Below are 25728 nucleotides of genomic sequence, written 5' to 3'. Positions count from 1 at the left end.
CCATATTTTCTCGCTCGCCACTTGGTTATTTTTCTTACTCCCTAAACCACGAGTAAGGAAATATCATGAACTACCAATTCGAAAACCTGGTCTTTGAAGGCGGCGGCGTAAAAGGCATCGCCTATGGCGGCGCGCTGGAATTGCTGGAAGCCAAAGGCATCATGCCGCAGATCAAGCAAACCTCCGGCGCCTCGGCGGGTGCCATTGCCGCGCTGCTGGTCGGCCTGGGCTGCAGCTCGGCAGACGTCACCAAAATCCTGTCGGCGATGGACTTTAAAAAATTCCTCGATTATAACGGCGGCTTTTTCGGTACGCTTCAGGACGCCTATCGCCTGTTCAATCAATACGGCATCGCACCCGGCGATTATTTCTATCAATGGTCGCGCGATATTATCAAGCAGTATACCGGCAAGCCGGATATTACCTTCGAGCAGTTCGAAGCGATGAAGGCGGCGAAAGGGTTCAAGTCGATTTACTTTATCGGCGCCAACCTCAACAGTGGCCAGCGCGAGGTCTATTCGCATCGCACTACGCCACGCATGAAAGTGGCGGACGGCCTGCGCATTTCGATGTCGTTCCCCTTCGCCTTCGTGGCGAAGAACAATACCCTGGGCGACCTGTGCATCGACGGCGGCATGATCGACAACTACCCGGTGCGGCTGTTCGACTATGACTTCTCCGCCACGCCGCCTTACATCGACAGTTCCAGCCAGCGCATCAACACCCGCACCCTGGGGCTTCGCCTGGACTCCGCCGGCGAAATCGCCCAGGCCGCCGGGCAGGCCGGCCCGCGCACGCCGGTCAACAACCTGTTTGATTTCACCCTGGCGGTGGCCAACGTGATGCTGGACATCCAAACCAAGGTGCATCTGGACAGCGACGATTGGAAGCGCACCGTGTATGTCGATACGCTCGACGTCGGCACGCTGGAGTTCGGCATCAGCGAGGAGAAGAAACGCGCGCTGATCGAATCCGGCCGCCGCGGCGTAGAGCGCTACTTCGCCTGGTACGATGCCGCCATGAAACAGGCCGCGTAACCGGTATTATCCCTGCCCGCGCGTACGGCCGGCGCGCGGGCAAAAAAAATCCCCGCGGGGGCGGGGAAAGGCAAAGTAACGCTAAGGATTTATAGGAGTTATACGAAGAACTTGGCTAATACCAGCAGCGACAGCGAGACGTTGATAGCGCCCCCGATACGCGTCGCGATCTGGGCGAACGGCATCAGCGACATGCGGTTGCCGGCGGTGAGGATCGCGACGTCGCCGGTGCCGCCCTGTCCGCTCTGGCAGCAGGAGACAATTGCCACGTCGATAGGATGCATGCCGATTTTCTTGCCGACGAAGAAACCGGTCGCCACCAGCGCGCTGACGGTTGTGACGATCACGATCAGATTCTGTACGGTGAACGCGTCCACCAGCTCCTGCCACGGCGTGATGGCCACCCCGACCGCGAACAGGATCGGATAAGTCACGGCGGTGCGGAAGAATTTGTACACCACCTGCGAGCCTTCCTGAATGCGCGGCGACACCCCGTGCGCCAGCTTCACCGCTACGGCGGCGAACAGCATGCCCACCGGCGCCGGCAGGCCGATCAGGCGGTGCAGCAGCATACCCACCATATACAGCAGGATGGCCAGCAACGCGCCGCAGGCGATGGTGCTGACGTCCACCTTGCCGCTGATTTTTTCCACGGCGTTCATGTCGCTGTCGCCCTGCTTGCTCGGCATCAGGCTGCCTTCACCGGTCAGGTGCGGATAACGCTTGCCCAGCTGGTTGAGCAGGCCGGCGATGACGATGGCGGTCAGGCTGCCGAGCATCACGATCGGCAGAATGCGCCCCAACGCCACGCCCTGCTCCATGTGCAGGATCGCCGCGTAGCCCATCGACAGCGGGATCGCCCCTTCACCCACGCCGCCGGCCATGATCGGCAGGATCAGGAAGAAGAAGATCTGGAACGGCTCCAGGCCCAGCGCCATGCCGACACCCATCCCCACCAGCATGCCGACGATCTCGCCGCATAGCATCGGAATGAAGATGCGCAGGAAGCCCTGGATCAGCACCTGGCGGTTCATGCTCATGATGCTGCCGACGATAATGCAGCAGATGTAGAGATAAAGAATGTTGGTCGATTTGTAGAACTTGGTGGTCGACTCCACCACCACGTCCGGCAGCAGGCCATAGTGCACCAGCGCGGAAGGAATGAAGGTGGCGCAGATCGCCGCCGCGCCCATTTTGCCGATCAGCGGCAGGCGCTTGCCGAATTCGCCGCAGGCGAAACCGAAGAACGCCAGGGTAGCCACCATCACCACGATATCGCTCGGCAATTTGCCTTCCAGGCAGTCGAGCAGAATCAATACGCCGGCCAGAATAAAGAACGGTAACGGAATAATCCCTACTTTATAATTGTCCAGTATCCGCCACCATTTCTCACGCAGAGGAATATCGGCGGCCTTGTCTTTGGCTACGAGGTAAGAATCATCTGTTGTGCTCATAATCTGGCCTCTTATTAGTTTGTTCAGCCATCATAGAGAAGCGCACGGATTATCTGCTGTGATTATGTTCAAAGTTAAAAAGGGTTTTTAATGGTGGTTATGGTTTCTATGGGGTTAATTAAGATTATGTAAAACCCGGCGTGGTTTTAATGGTGTTAATACCGCTTTTATTTTAAAGCTTATCAACTTTATCGCAGGCGAACAATTCTCGTCCGGTTCACTCTAATCCCGTGTGAGGGATCACAAGTTGATCGGGCGCAATATTACAGACCCCGCTTCTCGTGATAGGGTAAGGTTTCAGGATCTCTTTACGGTGAAGCACCGCCATGCGCCTCAAACTTTCATTTCAAATCAAGCTGTTTCTGTGCCTGGTAGCCTTCTCCTGCCTGTTGCTGACCTGCATCGGCGCCTATACCTATTACCAGTTGGATGCGCAGCTGCACCGCGATCTTGGTGCCCGCGCCCAGGTGCAGGCGCGGGAAATCGCCCTCATCCCTTCGCTGGTGGACGCGGTCGAAAACAACGATGCCGCCAGAATTGCCGCACTGATGAAAAAAATCCGCGCCAGCAGCGACGCCAGCTATATTGTCATCGGCGATAATCATGCCCGCCATCTTTATCATTCCGAATACGAAGGCCGCCTGGGCACGCCGATGATCGGCGGCGATAATAAAGAGGTGCTGGAAGGAAAAAGCATTATTTCCATTCGCAAGGGCGGCATCGGTGTTTCATTGCGCAGCAAGGCGCCGATCCTGGATGAAAATAATCGCGTGATCGGCATCGTTTCCGTCGGCTACTTGAAATCGCACATCGATAATTTAAATGCCAGGACGTTGACGCAAATTATCGGCTCCATCGTCCTGCTGCTGATCGCCCTGTTCGTGTTTTCCTGGCTGCTGTCGAAAAACCTCAAACGCCAGATGTTCTGGCTGGAGCCGAAAGAGATCGCTCTGCTGGTGCGCCAGCAAAAAGCGCTGCTGGAAGCCATCTATGAAGGGGTGATCGCCATCGATCCGCAGCTGCGGATCATCACCATCAACCATGCGGCGCGCGAGCTGCTGGATCTGCACCAGCCCGCCGCCGGCTTGCTGGGCCGGCCGATCGGCGACGTGATCCAGGCGCAGCCGAACTTCTTCGTCGCCGCGCAGCTGGGCCAGGATACGCATGACGAGGTGTGCCGCTTCAACCACGTGCGGGTGATCGCCAGCCGGGTGCGCATCATGCAGGAACAGGAGCTGCAAGGCTGGGTGATCAGCTTCCGCGACAAGAACGATATCAATACCCTGAGCAGCCAGCTCAGCCAGGTGAAACGCTATGCCGACAACCTGCGTATCATGCGCCACGAGCAGCTGAACTGGACCGCCACGCTGGCCGGGCTGCTGCATATGCAGCGCTACGACGAGGCCATCCGCTACGTGGAGGCTCAGTCGGAGGGGGCGCAGGAGATCCTCGATTTCATCTCGCAGCGCTTCAGTTCGGCGGCGCTGTGCGGCCTGCTGCTGGGCAAATACTCCAGCGCCAGAGAAAAAGGCATTGAGCTGCGCTTCGATCCGGCCTGCCAGCTGCGGCAGATCCCGGCGGCGCTGAATGAGACCGAACTGATGTCGATCGTCGGCAACCTGCTGGATAATGCGGTGGAGGCGACGCTGCACTACCCGGCCCCGCACGAAGCGATCGAGCTTTATATCAGCGACGGCAGCGACGAGCTGGTGATCGAGGTGGCGGATCGCGGCACCGGCATCGCCGAGGAGATTCGTGATACGCTGTTTGAACAGGGCGTCACCACCAAAGCGGATAAAAGCGACCACGGCATCGGCCTGCATCTGGTCGCCAGCCACGTGGCGCAGGCGCACGGCAGCATAGAAGTGTCGGACAACGAGCCGCACGGCGCGATATTCTCTATATTTATCCCTAAATAAAACCCATAACCCGATTTTTTGAGCACCCGATTATGTCACACCAAGCACTGGACGTTCTGATCGTGGAAGACGAGCCGCAACTGGCGACGCTGCACGCGGAGTTCATCGAGAAAAATTTCAACCTGCGGGTGGTGGCTTACGCCGCCACGCTGGCCGAAGCGCGGGCCAAAGCCAACGCGCATCAGCCGCGGCTGATCCTGCTGGATAACTTCCTGCCGGACGGCCAGGGCATCGAGCTGATGGAAGAACCGGCGGTGAAGAACCCCGCCTGTTCGGTGATCTTCATCACCGCCGCCAGCGACATGCATACCTGCAGCCAGGCGATCCGCAACGGCGCCTTCGATTACATCATCAAGCCGGTGTCCTACAAGCGGCTGCGCAATTCGCTCGAGCGCTTCATGCAGTTCGTGCAGACCCAGCGCACCTTCAAGATCATCGATCAGGACAACGTCGATGCGCTGTATAACCTGCAGTCGAAGCAGTTTTCCAGCGAGCCGAGCGCCAAGGGTATCGAAACCAACACCCTCGAGCTGGTGCAGGCGCTGTTTATCGCCCAGCCGACGGTGGCGCATGCGGTGGAAGACGTGGTTGAACAGGTCGGCATCAGCAAGACCACCGCCCGCCGTTATCTGGAATATTGCGTCGCCACCCAGTTCGTGCGGGTAGAGATGTTGTACGGCAATATCGGCCATCCGCGCAGGCTGTATCGCAAAGCCTGAGGCTGCCATCTGGCTGTCATATTACGGCGATAATATAACGCCCGACGATATCCCCTCGATATCGGCACCTGTCGTTAAAACTGATGAAATACTGATGACTTTTACCCGGCCTCTGGTCGGGTTTTTTATTATCCGAACGGCAGATGCAGAGTCGAAATATCCCACTGCTTTATGCCACATTATTTTCACCGAAAACCCACTCATGACGGCGAATAACGGTCGTCAATTTTGAGTCACGGGCCAAATTACCATAACCAATTAAAACCTTGATGTAAACCACTAATATCCCATTTAAACGACATTCAGGGTTGTCTCAGATATTCACTGTGTTAGGGTAAAAAGCTCTTTTATTTTGCTAAGGACAGCTCATATCGCGTTAATTAAACCAGAGGAAACAGCAAATTGCATGGCAATTAAACTCGAAGTAAAGAACCTGTATAAGATATTTGGCGAACACCCGGAACGCGCATTCAAACTGCTGGATAAAGGCCTGACAAAAGATCGGCTGTTTGAAAAAACCGGCTTATCGCTCGGCGTAAAAGACGCCACTCTGGCCATTGAAGAAGGCGAGATATTTGTCATCATGGGGCTCTCCGGTTCCGGCAAGTCCACCCTGGTACGCCTTCTCAATCGTCTGATAGAACCCACTCGCGGTCAGGTACTGATCGACGGTGAGGACATCGCCAAAATATCCGACGCCGCGCTGCGCACCGTGCGGCGAAATAAGATCAGCATGGTATTTCAGTCATTCGCGCTAATGCCGCACATGAATGTCCTGAATAATACCGCTTTCGGTATGGAATTAGCCGGCACACCGCTGCAGGAGCGCCAGGAAAAAGCGCTGGATGCCCTGCGTCAGGTCGGACTGGAGAATTACGCGCTGTCTTATCCGGATGAATTATCCGGCGGCATGCGTCAGCGCGTAGGATTAGCCCGCGCGATGGCCAACGATCCGGATATATTATTGATGGACGAAGCCTTCTCGGCGCTCGATCCGTTAATTCGCACCGAAATGCAGGATGAGCTGGTGAAATTACAGGCCCAGCATCAGCGCACCATCGTATTTATTTCCCACGATCTGGACGAGGCGATGCGCATCGGCGATCGCATTGCCATCATGCAGGGCGGTGAGGTGATCCAGGTCGGCACGCCGGACGAGATCCTGAACAACCCGGCCAATGACTATGTGCGCACCTTCTTCCGCGGCGTGGACATCAGCCATGTGTTCAGCGCCAAGGATATCGCCCAACGGCGCCCGGTAACGCTGATCCGCAAAACCCCCGGTTTTGGCCCCCGATCGGCGCTGCAGCTGCTGCGCGATGAGGACCGTGATTATGGTTATGTGGTTGAACGCGGGAAGAAATTTATCGGCGTGGTGTCGATAGAGTCGCTGAAAAAGGCGCTGTCCGCCAATCAAACGCTGGACGATGCCCTGCTCGAGGCCCCCGCCGCCGTGCCGGCCGACACGCCGCTCAGCGATCTGATCTCCCTAGTCGCCCAGGCTCCGTGCGCGGTGCCGGTGGTATGCGAAGAACATAACTATCTCGGCATCATCTCCAAGGCCATGCTGCTGCAGGCGTTGGACAAGGAGGGCTCCGCCAATGAGTGATACCACGCAAACCCAAGATCCCTGGGCTACCGCACCGGCCGATACCGGCGCCGCACCCGCTCACGATGCCGCCGCCAACGCCGGCGACGCCTGGTCCAGCGCGCCGCCGCCGGCCGCCCATGACGCCGCCGCGTCAGGCGCAGATTGGCTCAGCAGTGCCCCGGCGCAGCCGGAGCACTTCAGCCTGCTCGATCCGTTCCACAAAGCCTGGGTGCCGTTCGATACCTGGGTCACGCAAGGCATCGACTGGCTGGTGCTGCACTTCCGCCCACTGTTCCAGGGCATCCGCGTGCCGGTCGACATGATCCTGAGCGGCTTCCAGCAATTGCTGCTGGGCATGCCGGCCCCGATCGCCATTTTGGTGTTCTCGCTGCTCGCCTGGCAGGTCTCGGGCCTCGGCATGGGCGCCGCGACGCTGCTCTCCCTGGTCGCCATCGGCGCCATCGGTGCCTGGTCGCAGGCCATGGTCACGCTGGCGCTGGTGCTGACCGCGCTGTTCTTCTGCATCCTTATCGGCCTGCCGCTCGGCATCTGGCTGGCGCGCAGCAAACATGCCGCCAAGGTGATAAGGCCGCTGCTCGACGCGATGCAAACCACCCCGGCCTTCGTCTATCTGGTGCCGATCGTCATGCTGTTCGGCATCGGCAACGTGCCGGGCGTGGTGGTGACCATTATCTTCGCGCTGCCGCCGATCGTGCGCCTGACCATTCTGGGCATCAAACAGGTGCCGGAAGATCTGATAGAGGCCGCCGAATCCTTCGGCGCCAGCCCGCGTCAGCTGCTGTTCAAGGTGCAGCTGCCGCTGGCGATGCCGACCATCATGGCCGGCGTGAACCAGACCCTGATGTTGGCGCTGTCGATGGTCGTCATTGCCTCGATGATCGCCGTCGGCGGTCTGGGCCAGATGGTGCTGCGCGGCATCGGTCGGCTGGACATGGGCCTGGCCGCCGTCGGCGGGGTCGGCATCGTGATCCTGGCGATCATTCTCGATCGCCTCACCCAATCGCTGGGGCGCGATCGCCGCAGCAAGGGCATCGGCCGCTGGTATCGCCGCGGCCCCATCGGGTTGCTGACTCGCCCGTTCATCAAACAAGCCTGACGCTTTTCCCGCCGGCGGCTGCGGCCCCGGCGGGCTATGACACCACCACATCGAAAAAAGGGGAAACACTATGCGCACTACGGGCATCTGGGCTCTCGCCCTGACGACGCTGATTGGCTCACAGAGCGTGAGCGCAGCAGATTTACCCGGCAAGGGGATCACGGTTCAGCCGGTGCAAAGCACCATTTCCGAAGAGACTTTCCAGACGCTGCTGGTCAGCAAGGCGCTGGAGAAATTGGGTTACGACGTGAAGGAACCGCGTGAAGTGGATTACAACGTTGCCTACACCTCGATCGCCTCCGGCGACGCGACCTTTATCGCGGTCAACTGGGACCCGCTGCACGCCGATCAGTACAAGGCCGCCGGCGGCGACGCCAAGTTCTACCGCGAAGGCGTCTACGTCAACGGCGCCGCGCAGGGTTACCTGATCGACAAGAAAACCGCCGAGCAGTATCACATCACCAACGTCGAACAGCTCAAGGATCCCAAGATCGCCAAGCTGTTCGACACCAACGGCGACGGCAAGGCCGATCTGACTGGCTGCACCCCGGGTTGGGGCTGCGAAGCGGTGATCAACCACCACATCAAGGCCTATGGCCTGAGCAATACCGTCGAGCACAACCAGGGCAACTACGCGGCGATGATCGCCGACACCATCACCCGCTACAAAGAGGGCAAACCGGTGCTGTATTACACCTGGACACCGTACTGGGTCAGTGATGTGATGGTGCCGGGCCGCGACGTGGTCTGGCTGCAGGTGCCATTCTCTTCGCTGCCGGGCGAGCAGAAGAACGTCGACACCAAGCTGCCTAACGGCGCCAACTACGGCTTCCCGGTCAACACCATGCGCATCGCCGCCAACAAGCAGTGGGCCGAAGCCAATCCGGCGGCCGCCAAGCTGTTCGCCATCATGAAGCTGCCGATCGCCGACATCAACGCGCAAAACCTGCGCATGCATGAAGGCCAGGCTTCGGAAGCCGATATCCAGAACCACGTTAACGGCTGGATCAAGGCGCACCAGGCGACCTTCGACGGCTGGGTGAAAACCGCCGCCGAAGCGGCGAAGTCGTAATCGTTCGGGGCGCCGCCTTTGCCGCGCCCCTACCCCGCCATATCGATGCCGCTGAACTGTAAAAAACGTGCGGCGGCATTTGACAAGGGCTGCGGCCAGATACAGTACACCTGGCGCCGCGGCCCGTCTTCAATCGGAATCGACACCAGCGCGCTTAAGCGTTGCGCGGTCGAAACAGGTACGATACCCGCCGCCAATCCGCGCCGCACCAGATTCTCCAGCCATTCGATATGATCGATTTCAAAACTGACGTGCCGGCGGATACCCGCCGCCTGGAAGGCGCGATCGGTTTGGCGTCGCGCACCGGTGCCGCTGTAGAAATCCACCAGCGGCACTGCCGCCAGCGCCTGCAGGTTAACCCGCTCGCGGTTGGCCAGCGGGTGCTGCGGCGCCACCAGCGCCACCAGTGGCTCATCGGTCAACTGCCGGTGCGACATCGGCAGCAGATCGACATCGCCGGGCCAGATGCCGACGAACGCCATATCGCACTTCTGCTGACGCACATCCTCCAGCAGGGCTTCGCTCATGCCAACGTACAGGCGGATGTTCACCGCCGGATAGTGGCGATGAAACTTGTCGAGCTTTTCGGTCAGATCAATCGCGTTTATGGTTGAAATCGTGCCGATGGTCAGGGTGCCGGACACCGCATCGCCGGCGGCGGTCACCTCTTCCACCAGCGCCTGCTGCGCCGCCAACAGGCGCTGCGCCGACGGAATGAAAGCCTGGCCGGCGGGGGTCAACCGCACCCGGCGCGAGGTGCGCTCAAACAGCGTACAGCCCAGCTCTTCTTCCAGTTTGGCGATCTGGTGGCTGAGCGCCGACTGCACCGTATGGCAACGCTGCGCCGCCCGGGTGAAACTCTGTTCTTCCGCCACCGCCAGCGCATAGCGGATCTGTTTCAGGTTCATGGCATCTATCTTGAAATGAGATAAATCAAATGAAAATTATACATTGGTTTCCGCAGACGCGTTGCCGGATACTGCGCGCTATCTTCTTCCCGTGATGAAAAAAACATGAACCAACAAAACGCCCATCCGGGCCTCAGTCCGGCGCTGACCGTGCTGATTGCCATCGCAACCGGTCTGGCGGTCGCCAGCAACTATTACGCGCAACCGCTGCTGGAAACCATCGCCACCGGTTTCAACCTGTCGGTCAACCAGGCCGGCTTTATCGTCACCGCCGCGCAGCTCGGTTACGCCACCGGCCTGCTGCTGCTGGTGCCGCTTGGCGACATGTTCGAACGCCGCGGCCTGATCGTTTTCATGACGCTGCTGGCCGCCGGGGGCATGCTGATCACCGCCACTTCCGCCACGCTGCCGATGATGATCCTCGGCACCGCGCTCACCGGGCTGTTCTCGGTGGTGGCGCAGATCCTGGTGCCGCTGGCCGCCACGCTGGCCCACCCGGAAAAGCGCGGCAAGACCGTCGGCATCATTATGAGTGGCCTGCTGCTCGGCATCCTGCTGGCGCGAACCGTCGCGGGCGCGCTGGCATCGTTCGGCGGCTGGCGCACCATCTACTGGGTCGCCAGCGTGCTGATGATCCTGATGGCGCTGATCCTGTGGCGCGCACTGCCGCGCTATAAGCAACACTCCGGGCTGAACTATCCGCAGCTGCTGGCCTCGATCTTCAGCCTGTTCTGCCGCACGCCGCTGCTGCGCACCCGCGCCATCCTCGGGGCCCTGTCGTTCGCCAACTTCAGCGTGCTCTGGACCTCAATGGCCTTCCTGCTCGCCGCGCCGCCATTCAACTATTCCGAGGGGGTGATCGGGCTGTTCGGCCTGGTGGGCGCCGCCGGTGCGCTGGCCGCTTCGCGCGCCGGTCATCTGGCGGACAAAGGCAAGGCCGGGTTGACCACCACCGTCGGCCTGGTGCTGCTGCTGCTGTCCTGGATCCCTATCGCATTGGCCAAACAATCGCTGTGGGCGCTGATCGCCGGCATTCTGATCCTCGATCTGGCGGTGCAGGCGGTGCACGTCACCAACCAGAGCGTGATGTACCGCATCATGCCGGACGCGCGCAACCGCCTGACCGCCGGCTACATGACCAGCTACTTTATCGGCGGCGCCCTCGGTTCACTGCTCTCCGCCTCGGCCTATCAGCATGCCGGCTGGTACGGCGTGGCCACCGCCGGCGGGGTGCTATGCCTGCTCAACCTGCTGACCTGGTGGCTCGGCAAGCACCACGATCCGCAGGGGCCGGCGACAATCTGATTATCGTGCAAATAGTCACTTAAGAAATTTATTAGCGGTGCAGGGTATAAACATTACTTACTCTCTGGTAATGTTCTGGGCATAAACTATTGAAGTCCTATCTACCCTGCGACCCACAACCATGCAAAGCCAAGCTGCAGACAGCCTCAATCCGCCCGCCGTCAGCGCCACCTTCGCCAACGGCGTCGTCGACAGTTTGCCAATCGTCATCGGGTATGTCCCGGTGGCGTTCGCCTTCGGCCTCAGCGCCGTCAAGCTGGGCTTTTCCCCGCTGGAAAGCATTTTCTTCTCCTGCATCATCTACGCCGGCGCCAGCCAATTCGTGATCACCGCCCTGCTGAGTGCCGGCATGTCGCTGTGGGTCTCCGCGCTGACGGTGATGGCGATGGACGTGCGCCACCTGCTGTACGGCCCGGCGCTGCGTCACCGTATCGTCTCGCGCATGTCGCCCGGCAAAACGGCGATATGGGCCTTTGGCCTGACCGATGAGGTCTTCGCCGCCGCGACCGCCAAGCTGATGCGCAATAACCGCAGCTGGAGCGAAAACTGGATGCTGGGCATCGCGCTCTGTTCCTGGCTTTCCTGGGTAGCCGGCACCGCGCTCGGCGCGCTGTTCGGCAACGGCCCGCTGGAGCAGTTCCCGGTGATCGAGGCCTCGCTGGCCTTCATGCTGCCGGCGCTGTTTCTCAGCTTCCTGTTGGCCGCCTTCCGGCGTCCGCAGAGCCTGACCATTGCTGCCTCATTGGCCGGCGCGCTGCTCGGTGTGGTGCTGTTCTCCATCCCGGTCGCCATTTTGGCCGGCATCGGCGCCGGTTGCGTCGCCGCCCTGTTCCAGCCCGCGCCTGCGGAGGCCAACCATGAACACTGATGTGCTGGTGATCGGTCTGGTGGTGGGGTGCGCCAATTACCTGTTCCGTTATCTGCCGCTGCGGCTGGCGCCGGCGCGCGCCCAGCCCGGCCTCAAACGCGGTAGAGCCGCCCTATTGCTCGACAGCATCGGCATCGCCTCGATCTGCGCCCTGCTGGTGGTCTCCAGCACGCCGGTGGTGATGCGCGAACCGGATAAGCTGCTGCCGACGTTGGCGGGCTTCGCCGCGCTGGCGCTGTGCTTCTACCGTAGCAAAAGCATCATTCTGTCGACGCTGCTCGGCGCGACGGCCTTTGGCGTCACATTAAAGCTGTTAATGCTTTTCGGTCCGGGCTGACGCCGCTCCCGATCGTTTGGCTTCACTTTGGCGTTTTCATGCGTCACATCTTTACAAACACTGACAAATGACACGAATTGCTAAATTATCCGCACGGCTGAACATTTACATTATTAGTCACCGTCGTTACTATCTCGAACGAAATTAATGAGGCCCTAAATTATGGAAAGCTCGTTTGCCCCCATAGAACAAATGCTGAATTTCCGCGCCACCCGGCAGAAAGATTTCCCGTATCAGGAAATCCTGCTGACCCGCCTGTGCATGCACATGCAAGGCAAGCTGCTGGAAAACCGCAACAAGATGTTGAAGGCGCAGGGGATTAACGAAACACTGTTTATGGCGCTGATCACCCTGGATGCGCAGGAGAGCCACAGCATCCAACCTTCTGAGCTAAGCTCTGCCTTAGGCTCCTCGCGCACCAATGCAACCCGCATCGCCGACGAGCTGGAGAAACGCGGTTGGATCGAGCGCCGGGAAAGCGACAACGATCGCCGCTGCCTGCATCTGCATCTGACGCCGCAGGGGGAAGAATTTCTCAGTCAACTGCTGCCGCCGCAGCACCAATGTCTGCATTTCCTGTGGTCCACGCTGACCGACGATGAGCAAAAACAGCTGGAACAGCTGACGCGCAAATTGCTGGCACGTCTGGATCAAATGGAAATCACAGAACAGTTATCCTAATTCACAATTTCTGTTCAGGTACCTACTTATGCGATCCCCATTCAACTGGAGATTCACCCCGCTGTTCGCCGTGTTGCTGCTGGCCGGGTGTGCTTCGACCGATAATATTGCCCCGCAATCCACGCTGATGGATCCGCAGAGCCTGCAGTTGGCTCAGCCGAAGGTCAGTTCGCTGGCCGTCAGCCCGCAGTGGTGGCGCGCCCTCAAGGATCCGCAGTTGGACACGTTGATGACGCAGACGCTGCAAAGCTCGCCGACCCTGCGTCAGGCCGCCGCCCGCGTGCGCGAAGCGCAGAGCGTGGTGGGCGAAGCCAACGCCGCCAATGGGCCGAACCTGGATCTGAACGCCAGCACCCAGCGCCAGCGCATACCGCAAAACGTCAATATGGGGCTGGGGTATCCACAAAAACCTATCTATGAAAGCTCCAACTCACTGGGGTTAAATTTGGCGTATGAATTCGACTGGTGGGGTAAATACCGCAACCAGGTGAACGCCGCCAAGGCGCAGGTCAACGCCGCGCGCGCCGAGCAGGAACAGGCGGCGCTGACGCTGACCAGTTCTGTGGCGTCCGCCTACTACCAGCTGCAGAGCAATCTGGCGCTCGAGAAGCTGCTGCAGCAGGAAGTGAACAACAATGAGCGCCTGACCGCGCTGCGCCAACAGCGCTACCAGGCCGGCCTGACCGGCGTCGACGTGCCGCAACAAACTCAGGCGCAGTCCGACGTCGCCAAGCAGCAGATCCTGCAGCTGCAATCGCAGATCGAGCAGCTCAGACACCAGCTCGCCGCGCTGGCGGGCCAGGGGCCAAACACCATGCAGCACCTGCGTCAGGTGCCGCTGCCCGCAGACAACCTGATGGCGCCGCAGGGCGAGCTGACGGCGGATCTGCTGGGCAAACGCCCGGACATCGCCGCGCAACGCCAGCTGGTGGAGTCCTACAGCCAGCGCGTCAGCGCCGCACGCAAAGAGTTTTACCCCAGCCTGACCATTTCAGCCTTCGCCGGTCTGATGACCACCAATGTCGGTGGCACCAACCCGAACCTGTTTGAAGCGGCCAGCCAGGCCTGGAACGTGATGCCGGCGATTTCGCTGCCGATCTTCCACGCCGGGGCGCTGCGCAGCAAGCTGGGCGAGGAATCCGCGCTGTATGACGAAGCGGTGGAATCCTATAACCAAACCATCCTGAATGCGGTACAGGAAACCGCCGACGCCATCACCATCCAGCAGAGTTCTGCGCAACAGCAGCTGCAGGCGGCGTCCGCGGCCCAGTCGATGCAACAGGTGTATCAGGTCGCCAACGCCCGTTACCAGGCAGGGATTATCGGGCGCGACGATCTGTTGACCAGCCAGACGCAGCTATTGCAGCAGCAACAGGCGGAGTTGAATGCCAGCAGCAATTTACTGCAGGCGAAGATAGGACTGATCCGCGCGCTGGGGGGTGGCTATCAGGCCCCGGCCGCAGCGGATTCGAAAGCATAATAATATAAGGCTTGGAGAACACCATGAGCGCAAGCGCGGAAATCCAAAACCCGCAGCAGCCGAGCGGCAAAAAGAAGCAGCGTAAATTTTGGCTGCTGTTGCTGACGGTTATTTTCATTGTTATAGGGGTGGCTTACTTAGTGTATTGGTTCCTGGTGCTGCGTCATCACCAGGAAACCGACGACGCCTACGTCTCCGGCAACCAGGTGCAGATCATGGCTCAGGTGTCCGGCAGCGTGAACAGCGTCAATTTTGACAACACCGACTACGTCAAGCAGGGCGACGTGCTGCTGACGCTCGATCCGACCGATGCCGAGCAGGCGTTTGAACGCGCCAAAACCGGCCTGGCCAACAGCGTGCGTCAGACCCACCAGCTGATCATCAACAGCAAGCAGTATCAGGCCAACATCGCCCTGCGCAAGACCGATCTGAGCAAGGCCGAGAACGATCTGAAACGCCGCGTGGTGCTGGGCAGCGTTGACGCCATCGGCCGCGAAGAGCTGCAACACGCTCGCGATGCGGTCGACAGCGCCAAGGCCGCGCTGGAAGTGGCGGTGCAGCAATACAACGCCAACCAGGCGATGGTACTGAATACCCCGCTGGAACAGCAGCCGGCGATCCAACAGGCCGCCGCGCAGATGCGCGATGCCTGGCTGGCGCTGCAACGAACCAAAGTGATCAGCCCCATTACCGGTTATGTCTCACGCCGCAGCGTGCAGGTCGGCGCGCAGATCGCCGCCGGTTCGCCGCTGATGGCGGTGGTGCCGGCCGATCACATCTGGGTTGACGCCAACTTCAAGGAAACCCAGATCGCCAACATGCGTATCGGCCAGTCGGCGACGGTGGTCAGCGACGTCTACGGCGACGACGTGGTGTATCAGGGCAAAGTGGCCGGTATCGACATGGGCACCGGCAGCGCCTTCTCGCTGCTGCCGGCCCAGAACGCCACCGGTAACTGGATCAAAGTGGTGCAACGTCTGCCGGTGCGTATTGAGCTCGACGCCAAGCAGGTGGCCGATCATCCGCTGCGCATCGGTCTTTCTACGCTGGTGACCGTCGACACCGCCAACCTGGACGGCCGCGTGCTGGCCGACGTGGTGCGCGACAAACCGCTGTACCAGAGCGACGCGCTGGCGTTGAATCTGGCGCCGGTTAACCAGCTGATCGCCGACGTGATCCATGCGAACGCCGGCTAAGCGCGCGGGAGGCCATCTTGCCACAGAAACCGCTTGAAGGCGCCCAGCTCGCCTGGATGACGGTCGCGCTCGCCATGGCGACCTTCATGCAGGTGCTGGACTCTACCATCGCCAACGTGGCGATCCCCACCATTGCCGGTAACCTCGGGTCTTCCAACTCGCAGGGCACCTGGGTGATCACCTCGTTCGGCGTGGCGAACGCCATCTCGATCCCGATCACCGGCTGGCTGGCGAAGCGCATCGGTGAAGTGCGGCTGTTCCTCTGGTCCACCGCGCTGTTCGTCATTGCCTCCTGGCTGTGCGGCATCTCCAACAGCCTCGGCATGCTGATCTTCTTCCGCGTGATCCAGGGCGTGGTGGCCGGGCCGCTGATCCCGCTGTCGCAGAGCCTGTTGCTGAACAACTACCCGCCCGCCAAGCGAGCGATGGCCCTGGCGCTCTGGTCGATGACCGTTATCGTCGCGCCGATCTTCGGGCCGATCCTCGGCGGTTACATCAGCGACAACTACCATTGGGGTTGGATCTTCTTCATCAACATCCCAATCGGCGCCTTTGTTATTATGGCGGCGATGGCGACGCTGAAGGGGCGAGAAACCAAAACCGAGATCAAACCGATCGATACGGTCGGCCTGGTGCTGCTGATCGTCGGCATCGGTTCGCTGCAGGTGATGCTCGATCAGGGCAAGGAGCTGGACTGGTTCAACTCGACCGAGATCATCACCCTGACCGTCGTGGCGGTCGTGGCGCTGCTGTTCCTGGTGGTCTGGGAGCTGACGGACGACCACCCGGTGGTGGATCTGTCGCTGTTCAAGTCGCGCAACTTCACCATCGGCTGCCTGTGCATCAGCCTGGCCTACATGCTGTACTTCGGCGCCATCGTGCTGTTGCCGCAGCTGCTGCAAGAGGTGTACGGCTATACCGCCACCTGGGCGGGGCTGGCGTCGGCGCCGGTCGGGCTGATCCCGGTGCTGCTGTCGCCGATCATCGGTAAGTTCGGCAACCGGCTCGACATGCGCAAGCTGGTGACCTTCAGCTTCATCATGTATGCCGTGTGCTTCTACTGGCGCGCCTATACGTTTGAGCCAGGCATGGACTTCGGCGCTTCGGCCTGGCCGCAGTTCGTCCAGGGGTTCGCCATCGCCTGCTTCTTCATGCCGTTGACCACCATCACGCTGTCCGGCCTGCCGCCGGAACGCATGGCGGCGGCATCGAGCCTGTCGAACTTTACGCGAACGCTGGCGGGTTCGATCGGTACCTCGATCACCACCACCCTGTGGACGCAGCGCGAATCACAGCACCATTCGCAACTCACGGAGTTCGTCAATCCGTACAACCCGCAGTCGCAGGAGATGTACCGGCAGTTGGAGCAGCTTGGCATGAGCAAGCAGCAGGCGTCGGCGTATATCGCCAACGAGATCACCGCGCAGGGCCTGATCATCTCCGCCAACGAGATCTTCTGGCTGTCGGCCGGGGTGTTCCTGGTGCTGCTGGTGCTGGTATGGGTGGCGAAACCGCCGTTCAGCTCCGGCGGCGGTGGGGGCGGCGGCGCCCACTAAGCTTCAATAAACGAAACGGGCGCCCTGAGGCGCCCGTTTTTTTATCCGACGTAGAACTGATTACACCTGATTCTGACGCCACCAGTCCGCCAGCAGAATGCCGGTCGCCACGGAAACGTTCAGGCTTTCCACTTTACCGGTGCCGCCGATCGAGACGCTCATGTCGCCCTGCTGCCAGGCGCTGTCGCTCAGACCGTCGCGTTCCTGGCCCAGCACCAGCACCATCTTGGCCGGCAGCTTGGCCTGCGCCAGCACGGTGCCTTTGTGGCTCGAGGTCGTGACGATGGTGTAACCCGCCTTGCGGAAGGTATCCAGCACCGACAGGAAATCATCGGCGTTGATCGCCTTGATATGCTCCGCGCCGCCTTCTGCGGTGCGCACCGCCGCGCCGGACTCCAGCAGCGCCGGATCCTGCAGCAGCACGCCGTTGACGCCGAAGTGGGCGCACGAACGGACGATGGCACCCAGGTTATGCGGGTTACCCACTTCTTCCAGCGCCAGCACGCAGTCGGTCGCCGGTGCGCTTTTCAGGTAGGTCTGCGCATCCAGGCCCTGACGCTTTTTGATCAGGAAGCAGACGCCGCCGTGGTGCTCGGTGCCGGAAGCCTTGGCCAGCTCTTCCTCATCCACCACGTGGTAAGCCTTGCGGTTAGCCGCCATCCAGCGCAGCGCTTCGCGGAAACGCGGGGTGACCGACTGCACGAACCAGGCGCGCACGATCGCTTCCGGGCGGCTGGCGAACAGCGCCTGACAGGCGTTTTCACCGTAAACGCGGGTTTCTTCCGCGCGCTGGCGGCGCAGCTGTTCCGGATCGATAAAGCTTTTGCCGCTGATACCACCGTGATCGAACGCCGGCTCTTCATTCGGCGCGCGCGAAACGGTTCTCCACGGCGACTCGTTGCCACCGCGATCTTCAGTGCGCGCCGGACGGCGAGGACGATCGCTTTCACTGCGGCGGGAGTCGGCGCTGCGGCGATCGTTGCCGCCGCGCGCCTTGTCTTGACCAGCGCGGCCCGAGCGCGCACCGTCAGCCGGACGGCCTTTGCCGGCCGGACGTTTATTCTTGTTGCGGTCATCGCCATTGTCGTCGTCATTGCGGACGTACATCACTTTGACTTTACCGTTCTTGCCACTAAATGAATCGTTCATTGTCTTCTCCACCAACGCGCAGGGCGCGAAGATTACCTGATGTTGGTGCACGAAGCCACCAACTTGCGCTAAAAGCTCCCAACTATCACATCCATTGAACAAACCTCATTGTTCACGCGCCGGGTTTTGCCGATAATTGTCAGCATTAAAGAAACATCTCCGCAACCGCGTTGCGGGGACCATGCTTTCTCTGTACCCGAGGTCAACATGAATACAGTTTGTGCAGCTTGCAATGCCACCAACCGCGTACCGGAAGAACGTCTGGCGGACAACGCGAAATGCGGCCGCTGCGGCCATGAGCTCTTCGACGGTGAAGTGATCAACGCCACCGCCGCCACGCTGGACCAGTTGCTGCAGGACGATCTGCCGGTCGTGGTCGATTTCTGGGCGCCGTGGTGCGGCCCATGCCGCAGCTTTGCGCCGATCTTTGAAGACGTGGCCGAAGAGCGCGCCGGCAAAGTGCGCTTCGTGAAAGTAAATACCGAAGCCGAGCCGGAGCTGAGCGCCCGTTTCCGCATCCGCAGCATCCCGACCATCATGGTGTTCCGTCAGGGCAAGATGGTCGACATGCTCAACGGCGCGATGCCAAAAGCGCCGTTTGACAACTGGCTCAACGAGTTAGTGTGATTCGGCAAGTATAGGCCGTATCCCGCCATCGCGCGCGAACGCGCCCCGATCGAGCCCGCCCCTCCCGGCGGGCTTTTTTCTGCGTTACAATGGCGGTTTTTCCCCAGGATCGTTATGACCGACAACGCCGTACTTCGCCTGCGCCAGTTCCGTTTAGACCGCGCCACCCGCCCCTTTCTGGCGCGCGGTTGCCGGGTGGCGCGTTGTCAGGGTTGCCTGCTGCCGCATAAAAACTGCCTGTGCGACACCATTCGCCCGCAGCAGGCCGGCAGCCGTTTCTGCCTGATCATGTTCGGCGCCGAGCCGCTCAAGCCCAGCAACACCGGCCGCCTGATCGCCGATATCCTGCCGGACACCCAGGCGTTCCTCTGGTCGCGTACCGAGGTCGATCCCGCCCTGCTGGCGGCCATCAACGATCCGACGCGGCAGCCTTATGTGGTGTTCCCCGCGTCCTACGCCGACGCCGAACGGCCGGTGTTCAGCGAACTGCCCGTCGGCGGTAAACCGCCGCTGTTCATCATGCTGGACGGCACCTGGGCGGAGGCGCGCAAAATGTTCCGTAAAAGCCCGTATCTCAATCAATTCCCGGTGTTTTCCCTCAACGTCGACGCCGCATCGGACTACCAGCTGCGTGAAGCCAGCCGCGCCGAGCAACACTGCACGGCGGAAGTGGCCGCCGCTCTGCTGCAACAGGCGGGCGATCTGCCGGCCGCCGACGGATTGAATCAGCATTTCCGCTATTTCCGTCAACAGTATCTGGCGGGAAAACCGACCCGGCCGGAGGCACCGGTCACAGCAATGTAGCCATAAAGCGCCTAAAATCAGGCGTAACGTTGCCTATAGCCAATAGCATTCAAAAGACAGGTAGGCGGCAACTGAACGAATCCCTGGGAGCTTAGTTAACTAAGTGACCTGGGTGAGAGAGGGCAGCCAACACCCCTGTCTTTTGAAGGATGACGGATATAAAGGAGCCGTGCATGAGCCAGCGAGGGTTAGAAGCGCTACTACGTCCAAAATCGATCGCCGTGCTGGGTGCTTCGCAGCAGCCCGGCCGCGCCGGCAACCTGATGATGAGCAACCTGCTGGCAGGCGGTTTCGGCGGGCCCATCTTGCCGGTCACGCCGCGCTACAAGGCGGTATGCGGCGTGATGGCCTACCCCGACGTCGCCAGCCTGCCGCTGACGCCAGATCTGGCGATCATCTGCACCCACGCCAAACGCAATTTGGCGCTGATTGAAGCGCTGGGCCAACGCGGCTGCAAAGCCGCCATCGTACTCTCTTCGCCGCCGGAACAGTTCGCCGAGCTGAAGGCCTGCGCGCAGCGCTACGCCATGCGGCTGTTGGGCCCCAACAGCCTGGGGCTGCTGGCACCGTGGCAGGGCATCAACGCCAGCTTCTCGCCGGTGCCGATCCAAAAGGGCAAGCTGGCGTTTATCTCGCAGTCCGCCGCCGTGGCCAACACCATTCTCGACTGGGCGCAGCAGCGCGAAGTCGGCTTCTCCTACTTCATCGCGCTGGGCGACAGCCTGGACATCGACGTCGACGACCTGCTCGACTTTTTGGCGCGCGACAGCAAGACCAGCGCCATCCTGCTGTATCTGGAAAACATCAGCGACGCACGGCGCTTTCTCTCCGCCTCGCGCAGCGCCTCACGCAACAAGCCCATTCTGGTGATCAAAAGCGGCCGCAGCCAACAGGCGCAACTCTTGCTCAATAGCCAGCTGGGGCTGGACGCCGCCTATGACGCCGCCATCCAGCGCGCCGGCCTGCTGCGCGTGCAGGATACCCATGAACTGTTCTCGGCGGTGGAAACCCTCAGCCATATGCATCCGCTGCGAGGGGAACGGTTGATGATCGTCAGCAACGGGGCGGCGCCGGCGGCGATGGCGCTGGACGAACTGCTCGGGCGCAACGGCAAACTGGCGACGCTGAGCGATGAGAGCCTGGCGAAACTGAGCGATGCGCTGCCGGATTTCATCCGCGCCGGCAACCCGCTCGACCTGCGCGATGACGCCACGCCGCAACGTTTCCTGGCGGCTATCGAAGCGCTGCTCGACAGCCACGACTATGACGCGCTGCTGCTGATCCATGCGCCGAGCGCGGCGGCGCCGGGCACCGCCACGGCGGAACGGCTGATCGACGCGCTGCACCGCCATGCGCGCGGCAAGCGCATCACGCTGCTGACCAACTGGTGCGGCGAATACTCTTCGCAAGAGGCGCGCCGGCTGTTTACCGAGGCCGCCATTCCCACCTACCGCACGCCGGAAGGCGCGGTGACCGCCTTTATGCATATGGTGGAATACCGCCGTAACCAGAAGCAGCTGAAGGAGACGCCGGCGCTGCCGATCGGCCTGACCGCCAACACCGCCGATGCCCACCGGTTGATCCATCAGGCGCTGGCCGAAGGCGCCACCCAGTTGGATACCCACGAGGTGCAATCCATTCTGCAGGCCTATGACCTGAGCACCCTGCCGACCTGGATCGCTGAAGACAGCGCCGAAGCGGTACATATCGCCGAACAGATCGGCTACCCGGTGGCGCTGAAGCTGCGTTCGCCGGATATCCCGCACAAATCGGAAGTTCAGGGCGTCATGCTCTACCTGCGCACCGCGACCGAAGTACAGCGCGCGGCGGAAGCAATCCTCGATCGCGTGAAGCGCACCTACCCTCAGGCACGCATCCATGGCCTGTTGGTGCAGAGCATGGCCAACCGCGCCGGCGCCCAGGAACTACGCATCGCGGTAGAGCAGGATGCGATTTTCGGCCCGCTGATCATGTTGGGCGAAGGCGGCGTAGAGTGGCGCCAAGAAAATCAGGTGGCGGTCGCGCTGCCGCCGCTGAACATGGCGCTGGCGCGTTATCTGGTGCTGCAGGCGGTGAAAGGCGGCAAGATCCGCGGGCGCAGCGCGCTGCGGCCTTTGGATATCCCTGGACTAAGCCGCCTGCTGGTGCAGGTCTCCAACCTGATCCTCGACTGCCCGGAGATCGCCCGGCTGGATATTCACCCGGTGTTGGCCTCCGGCAGCGAATTTACCCTGCTGGACGTTTCGATGCAGCTCGCGCCGTTCAGCGGCGATCCTCAGGCGCGGCTGGCGATCCGCCCTTATCCGCACGAGTTGGAAGAGACCATCGCGCTGAAAGACGGCAGCCAATGCCTGTTCCGCCCGATCCTGCCGGAAGACGAGCCGGCGCTGAAGCATTTCATCGACCGAGTGACCAAGGAAGACCTCTATTATCGCTACTTCAGCGAGATCAACGAGTTTACCCATGACGATTTGGCCAACATGACGCAGATCGACTACGATCGAGAAATGGCCTTTGTGGCGGTGCGCGCAGACGAGATCATCGGCGTGACCCGCGCGCTGTCCGATCCGGACAACACCGACGCCGAGTTCGCCGTGCTGGTGCGTTCCGACCTCAAAGGCGTGGGCTTGGGCCGTCAGCTGCTGGAGAAAATGATCGCCTATGCGCGCGCTCATGGCCTGACCCGCCTGAGCGGCATTACCATGCCGAATAACCGCGGCATGATCGCACTGGCGCAGCGGCTGGGCTTTGGCATCGAGGTGCAGCTTGAGGACGGCATCGTCAATCTGACGCTGCCGCTGCAGGCCGCCGACGCGCAGTGACCTGCGTCGCAATGCGCTACGAATCCACCACTTAACGCCAAAACATACGCACAATCGAGGCAACTAATGGTATTATCGCCCGATTATTCGGTTTATTGTTTTTAAGCCTGTGGCGTTCCGGCCATCAATCATGAGAGAAGAAGCGCACTGTGATGTTGTCAAAATTTAAACGTAGCAAACATCAACAACACCTTGCACAACTGCCCAAACTCCCCCAGACGGTTGCTGATGTTCGTACGCTGTACGCGCCGTCCGACTTTCGCACCACGCTGCTGGATTCCATCGCCAACGCCACCCAACGCATCTATCTGGTGGCCCTGTATCTGGAGCATGACGACGCCGGGCGTGAGGTCCTCAACGCGCTGTATCAAGCCAAACAGCGGCACCCCGAGCTGGAAATCTGCGTGCTGGTTGACTGGCACCGCGCACAGCGCGGGCGCATCGGCGCCGCCGCCGCCAATACCAACGCCGACTGGTACTGCGCCATGGCCAGCCAGCATCCGGAGCAATCGGTGCCTATCTACGGCGTGCCGGTCAATACCCGCGAAGCGCTGGGCGTATTGCATCTGAAGGGCTTTGTGGTCGACGATACCGTGATCTACAGCGGCGCCAGCATCAATGACGTCTATCTGCATCAGCATGAGAAATATCGTTACGATCGCTACCAGCTGATCACCAATGAGGTGTTGGCCGATACCCTGATCGATTACATCAAGCAGCATCTGCTCACCGCCGGCGCCGTACAGCGCCTCGATCGCAGCGATCGACCGAAAAGCCCGGAGATCAAAAACGAGACCCGTCTGTTTCGTTTCGCCCTGCGCCGCGCCGGTTACCACTTCCGCGGCAAGGCCGGCAACGATGAGCTGGCGGTGACGCCGCTGGTTGGGCTTGGCAAGCAAAGCGTGCTGAATAAAACCATTCATCACCTGATGTCGTGCACCGACCAGAAACTGACGCTGTGTACCCCTTATTTCAACCTGCCGGCGCTGCTGGTGCGCAACATCATTTATCTGCTGCGCCAGGGCAAACAGGTGGAGATCATCGTCGGCGACAAGACCGCCAACGACTTCTATATTCCGGAAGACCAACCGTTCAAAATCATCGGCGCGCTGCCCTACCTGTACGAGATCAACCTGCGCCGCTTCCTGAGCCGATTGCAGCGTTACGTCGACACCGGCCAGCTGATCGTGCGTCTGTGGAAGGATGGCGATAACAGCTATCACCTGAAAGGCATGTGGGTAGACGAAGAGTGGCAGCTGGTCACCGGCAATAACCTCAACCCACGCGCCTGGCGGTTGGATCTGGAAAACGCCATTCTGATCCACGATCCCAAGCAGGAAATGCGCGAGCAGCGGCAAAAAGAGCTGGAATGCATCCGCACTCACACCACCGTGGTCGGCCACTATCAGGAGCTGCAAAGCATTCAGCAGTATCCGATCAAGGTGCGTAAGCTGATTCGCCGTCTGCGGCGTATCCGCATCGACCGGCTGATTAGCCGTATCCTGTAAGATGCACTCTGACCCCGGCCAAGGCCGGGGTTTTTATTACAGCTGTATCTCCTTGCCTTTGCGATGCAACCGGAGCGAGACCAGCAACGCCAGCAGGCACATGCCGGAAACGTACCAGAAGAAAGCGTTTTCCACGCCAAACGATTTAAGCGACAACGCGACATATTCCGCTGAACCGCCGAACATGGCATTCGCTACCGCATAAGACAAACCCACCCCTAGCGCACGCACCTCCGGCGGGAACATCTCGGCTTTAAGCAGCCCGCTGATCGCGGTGTAAAAGCTGACGACGAACAACGCCAGCACGATCAGGCCGAACGCCATAAAGGGGTTGGTCACCTCTTTCAGGGCGAACAGGATCGGCACCGTCAGCACGGTGGCCAATGCCGAGAAGATCAGCATCGAGCTGCGACGGCCGATTTTATCCGAGAACGCGCCGACCGCCGGCTGCAGCAGCATGAAGACGAACAGCGCGACGGTCATGATGGCGCTGGCCAGCTTGGCGTCCATACCGGCGGTGTTCACCAGATATTTCTGCATGTAGGTAGTGAAGGTGTAGAAGGTCAGCGAACCGGCGGCGGTAAAGCCCAGCACCATCAGGAAAGCTTTGCGGTTCTTCCACAGTCCCGTCAGCGAACCGGCATCTTTGTGGTTACGCGTCTTCGCATCGGAGGTTTCATTCAGCGAACGGCGCAGGTACAGCGCCACCACCGCCAACACCGCCCCCAAGGCAAACGGAATACGCCATCCCCAGGCCTTCAGTTCTTCGCCGGACAATATTTGCTGCAGGATCACCAAAACCAGCAGCGCCAGCAGTTGCCCGCCGATCAGCGTGACATACTGGAACGAGGCATAAAAGCCACGTCGGCCCTTGATCGCCACCTCGCTCATATAGGTCGCGCTGGTGCCATACTCCCCCCCTACCGACAGCCCCTGGAACAGGCGGGCGATCAACAGCAGCGCCGGCGCCCAGCTGCCGATCGATTCATAAGTCGGCAGGCAGGCAATCACCAGCGATCCGGCGCACATCATGCAGACCGAAATCAGCATTGAGTTTTTCCGACCATGCTTGTCAGCGATGTATCCGAATAACCAACCGCCGATCGGCCGCATGAAGAAGCCGGCGGCGAATACTCCGGCGGTTTGCAGCAGCTGTGTCGTGCTGTTGCCCGCCGGGAAGAACGAGGCGGCAAAGTAAATGGAGCAGAAGGAGTAAACGTAAAAATCAAACCACTCCACCAGATTGCCTGACGAAGCCCCGACGATAGCAAAAATGCGTTTCTTATTATCCAGCGCTCCCTGTTCGGCGCCGTGCTCATCCCCAAGAGCCGAGGTTGTTTCTGTCATGATGTTTTCTCCGAGCCATAGCAATGATGAAGTTCGGCTTCCTGCCGCCCTGGTTGTTACTTTATTGTTACTTATAAGTTAACAGCCAAACTTAATAGCGGACGAAGAATATCTGACATTCAGAGAAACAATGCGTTGGTTTTGTGATGAATATTAAACAGTACGATGAAAGCTGAAGTGGATTACAACGGGGATTTTTCATTTTACGCACAGCAAAAAGCCCTGAACGTC

The 25728-nt window shown here is 60.3% G+C and carries 21 protein-coding genes; 17 read left to right on the top strand and 4 right to left on the bottom strand.

Features of this window, described 5'->3' with window-relative positions; all coding sequences use genetic code 11:
- Positions 1-65 precede the first annotated feature (65 nt).
- Positions 66-1037, top strand: a complete 972-nt coding sequence (locus FUU19_RS19970; protein ID WP_048234592.1) for a patatin-like phospholipase family protein — start codon at positions 66-68, stop codon at positions 1035-1037.
- Between the two features lie 98 nt (positions 1038-1135).
- Here FUU19_RS19970 and FUU19_RS19965 read toward each other — a convergent pair whose 3' ends face one another.
- Complete coding sequence (locus tag FUU19_RS19965) at positions 1136-2491, bottom strand: 2-hydroxycarboxylate transporter family protein (RefSeq protein ID WP_033635692.1); 1356 nt, start codon at positions 2489-2491, stop codon at positions 1136-1138.
- 326 nt (positions 2492-2817) lie between these two features.
- Here FUU19_RS19965 and FUU19_RS19960 point away from each other — a divergent pair, with 326 nt between their 5' ends.
- From FUU19_RS19960 to proX, 5 genes are all read left to right on the top strand, one after another.
- A complete protein-coding gene (locus tag FUU19_RS19960) occupies positions 2818-4410 on the top strand; it encodes an ATP-binding protein (RefSeq protein ID WP_230490005.1) in 1593 nt (530 codons plus the stop codon).
- Positions 4411-4442: 32 nt separating this feature from the next.
- Positions 4443-5129, top strand: coding sequence for a response regulator (locus FUU19_RS19955; protein ID WP_025303996.1), 687 nt, complete (start codon positions 4443-4445; stop codon positions 5127-5129).
- Between the two features lie 406 nt (positions 5130-5535).
- Entirely contained in the window at positions 5536-6738 is a 1203-nt protein-coding gene (proV, locus tag FUU19_RS19950; protein ID WP_197834650.1) for a glycine betaine/L-proline ABC transporter ATP-binding protein ProV, read from the top strand.
- Positions 6731-7837 carry a glycine betaine/L-proline ABC transporter permease ProW gene (proW, locus tag FUU19_RS19945; protein WP_141967031.1) on the top strand — a complete coding sequence of 369 codons (1107 nt, stop codon included), beginning with the start codon at positions 6731-6733 and terminating at the stop codon, positions 7835-7837. Before proV ends, proW begins: the two co-directional genes overlap by 8 nt.
- 70 nt (positions 7838-7907) lie before the next feature.
- Positions 7908-8909, top strand: a complete 1002-nt coding sequence (gene proX, locus FUU19_RS19940) for a glycine betaine/L-proline ABC transporter substrate-binding protein ProX (RefSeq protein ID WP_197822410.1) — start codon at positions 7908-7910, stop codon at positions 8907-8909.
- Positions 8910-8938: 29 nt separating this feature from the next.
- On the opposite strand, the gene FUU19_RS19935 is transcribed toward proX, so the two are convergent.
- Positions 8939-9817, bottom strand: a complete 879-nt coding sequence (locus tag FUU19_RS19935; protein WP_167324557.1) for a LysR family transcriptional regulator — start codon at positions 9815-9817, stop codon at positions 8939-8941.
- 105 nt (positions 9818-9922) lie between these two features.
- Here FUU19_RS19935 and FUU19_RS19930 point away from each other — a divergent pair, with 105 nt between their 5' ends.
- The 7 genes from FUU19_RS19930 to emrB all read left to right on the top strand — a co-directional run bounded on the left by FUU19_RS19930 (position 9923) and on the right by emrB (position 17240).
- Complete coding sequence (locus FUU19_RS19930) at positions 9923-11122, top strand: MFS transporter (protein ID WP_141967026.1); 1200 nt, start codon at positions 9923-9925, stop codon at positions 11120-11122.
- A gap of 121 nt (positions 11123-11243) precedes the next feature.
- Positions 11244-11990 (top strand): AzlC family ABC transporter permease, encoded by a 747-nt coding sequence (locus FUU19_RS19925; RefSeq protein ID WP_202670640.1) that lies wholly within the window; start codon positions 11244-11246, stop codon positions 11988-11990.
- Positions 11980-12327, top strand: coding sequence for an L-valine transporter subunit YgaH (ygaH, locus tag FUU19_RS19920; RefSeq protein ID WP_197834652.1), 348 nt, complete (start codon positions 11980-11982; stop codon positions 12325-12327). Before FUU19_RS19925 ends, ygaH begins: the two co-directional genes overlap by 11 nt.
- Positions 12328-12489: 162 nt before the next feature.
- Positions 12490-13008, top strand: a complete 519-nt coding sequence (mprA, locus tag FUU19_RS19915; RefSeq protein ID WP_025160249.1) for a transcriptional repressor MprA — start codon at positions 12490-12492, stop codon at positions 13006-13008.
- A 28-nt stretch (positions 13009-13036) separates the two neighbouring features.
- Entirely contained in the window at positions 13037-14488 is a 1452-nt protein-coding gene (locus FUU19_RS19910) for an efflux transporter outer membrane subunit (RefSeq protein ID WP_230490004.1), read from the top strand.
- A 23-nt stretch (positions 14489-14511) separates the two neighbouring features.
- Positions 14512-15684, top strand: a complete 1173-nt coding sequence (emrA, locus tag FUU19_RS19905) for a multidrug efflux MFS transporter periplasmic adaptor subunit EmrA (RefSeq protein WP_063990641.1) — start codon at positions 14512-14514, stop codon at positions 15682-15684.
- Positions 15685-15701: 17 nt separating this feature from the next.
- Complete coding sequence (gene emrB / locus FUU19_RS19900) at positions 15702-17240, top strand: multidrug efflux MFS transporter permease subunit EmrB (protein WP_063990642.1); 1539 nt, start codon at positions 15702-15704, stop codon at positions 17238-17240.
- A 60-nt stretch (positions 17241-17300) separates the two neighbouring features.
- Here the strand turns inward: emrB and FUU19_RS19895 are convergent, their stop codons facing one another.
- Positions 17301-18389 carry a tRNA/rRNA methyltransferase gene (locus FUU19_RS19895; protein WP_230490003.1) on the bottom strand — a complete coding sequence of 363 codons (1089 nt, stop codon included), beginning with the start codon at positions 18387-18389 and terminating at the stop codon, positions 17301-17303.
- Positions 18390-18596: 207 nt separating this feature from the next.
- On the opposite strand from FUU19_RS19895, the gene trxC reads away from it, so the two are divergent.
- From trxC to pssA, 4 genes are all read left to right on the top strand, one after another.
- Positions 18597-19016 carry a thioredoxin TrxC gene (gene trxC / locus FUU19_RS19890; RefSeq protein WP_004928868.1) on the top strand — a complete coding sequence of 140 codons (420 nt, stop codon included), beginning with the start codon at positions 18597-18599 and terminating at the stop codon, positions 19014-19016.
- A 114-nt stretch (positions 19017-19130) separates the two neighbouring features.
- A complete protein-coding gene (locus FUU19_RS19885) occupies positions 19131-19820 on the top strand; it encodes a tRNA-uridine aminocarboxypropyltransferase (RefSeq protein ID WP_141967016.1) in 690 nt (229 codons plus the stop codon).
- Positions 19821-19993: 173 nt separating this feature from the next.
- Entirely contained in the window at positions 19994-22642 is a 2649-nt protein-coding gene (locus FUU19_RS19880) for a bifunctional acetate--CoA ligase family protein/GNAT family N-acetyltransferase (RefSeq protein ID WP_197834653.1), read from the top strand.
- Between the two features lie 152 nt (positions 22643-22794).
- Positions 22795-24150: a CDP-diacylglycerol--serine O-phosphatidyltransferase gene (gene pssA, locus FUU19_RS19875; protein ID WP_230490002.1), complete on the top strand. Its 1356-nt coding sequence runs from the start codon at positions 22795-22797 to the stop codon at positions 24148-24150.
- 36 nt (positions 24151-24186) lie between these two features.
- On the opposite strand, the gene FUU19_RS19870 is transcribed toward pssA, so the two are convergent.
- Complete coding sequence (locus FUU19_RS19870; protein WP_141967010.1) at positions 24187-25497, bottom strand: MFS family transporter; 1311 nt, start codon at positions 25495-25497, stop codon at positions 24187-24189.
- Positions 25498-25728: the final 231 nt, after the last annotated feature.

Origin of the sequence: Serratia montpellierensis (genome assembly GCF_020858655.1) — a bacterium.
GTDB classification, from domain to species: Bacteria; Pseudomonadota; Gammaproteobacteria; order Enterobacterales; family Enterobacteriaceae; genus Serratia; species Serratia montpellierensis.
Note: the sequence above shows the minus strand (reverse complement) of the source record. Positions and strands in the feature narration are given on the sequence as shown.

Excerpts from the sequence above, each read along its gene's own strand:
- FUU19_RS19895 (WP_230490003.1), bottom strand. The coding sequence starts at position 18,389 with ATGAACGATTCATTTAGTGGCAAGAACGGTAAAGTCAAAGTGATGTAC.
- FUU19_RS19935 (WP_167324557.1), bottom strand. The coding sequence starts at position 9,817 with ATGAACCTGAAACAGATCCGCTATGCGCTGGCGGTGGCGGAAGAACAG.
- FUU19_RS19885 (WP_141967016.1), top strand. The coding sequence starts at position 19,131 with ATGACCGACAACGCCGTACTTCGCCTGCGCCAGTTCCGTTTAGACCGC.
- FUU19_RS19955 (WP_025303996.1), top strand. The coding sequence starts at position 4,443 with ATGTCACACCAAGCACTGGACGTTCTGATCGTGGAAGACGAGCCGCAA.
- pssA (WP_230490002.1), top strand. The coding sequence starts at position 22,795 with ATGTTGTCAAAATTTAAACGTAGCAAACATCAACAACACCTTGCACAA.
- proX (WP_197822410.1), top strand. The coding sequence starts at position 7,908 with ATGCGCACTACGGGCATCTGGGCTCTCGCCCTGACGACGCTGATTGGC.
- mprA (WP_025160249.1), top strand. The coding sequence starts at position 12,490 with ATGGAAAGCTCGTTTGCCCCCATAGAACAAATGCTGAATTTCCGCGCC.
- FUU19_RS19965 (WP_033635692.1), bottom strand. The coding sequence starts at position 2,491 with ATGAGCACAACAGATGATTCTTACCTCGTAGCCAAAGACAAGGCCGCC.
- ygaH (WP_197834652.1), top strand. The coding sequence starts at position 11,980 with ATGAACACTGATGTGCTGGTGATCGGTCTGGTGGTGGGGTGCGCCAAT.
- FUU19_RS19925 (WP_202670640.1), top strand. The coding sequence starts at position 11,244 with ATGCAAAGCCAAGCTGCAGACAGCCTCAATCCGCCCGCCGTCAGCGCC.
- FUU19_RS19870 (WP_141967010.1), bottom strand. The coding sequence starts at position 25,497 with ATGACAGAAACAACCTCGGCTCTTGGGGATGAGCACGGCGCCGAACAG.
- FUU19_RS19880 (WP_197834653.1), top strand. The coding sequence starts at position 19,994 with ATGAGCCAGCGAGGGTTAGAAGCGCTACTACGTCCAAAATCGATCGCC.
- proV (WP_197834650.1), top strand. The coding sequence starts at position 5,536 with ATGGCAATTAAACTCGAAGTAAAGAACCTGTATAAGATATTTGGCGAA.
- emrA (WP_063990641.1), top strand. The coding sequence starts at position 14,512 with ATGAGCGCAAGCGCGGAAATCCAAAACCCGCAGCAGCCGAGCGGCAAA.
- FUU19_RS19930 (WP_141967026.1), top strand. The coding sequence starts at position 9,923 with ATGAACCAACAAAACGCCCATCCGGGCCTCAGTCCGGCGCTGACCGTG.
- FUU19_RS19970 (WP_048234592.1), top strand. The coding sequence starts at position 66 with ATGAACTACCAATTCGAAAACCTGGTCTTTGAAGGCGGCGGCGTAAAA.
- trxC (WP_004928868.1), top strand. The coding sequence starts at position 18,597 with ATGAATACAGTTTGTGCAGCTTGCAATGCCACCAACCGCGTACCGGAA.
- FUU19_RS19960 (WP_230490005.1), top strand. The coding sequence starts at position 2,818 with ATGCGCCTCAAACTTTCATTTCAAATCAAGCTGTTTCTGTGCCTGGTA.
- FUU19_RS19910 (WP_230490004.1), top strand. The coding sequence starts at position 13,037 with ATGCGATCCCCATTCAACTGGAGATTCACCCCGCTGTTCGCCGTGTTG.
- proW (WP_141967031.1), top strand. The coding sequence starts at position 6,731 with ATGAGTGATACCACGCAAACCCAAGATCCCTGGGCTACCGCACCGGCC.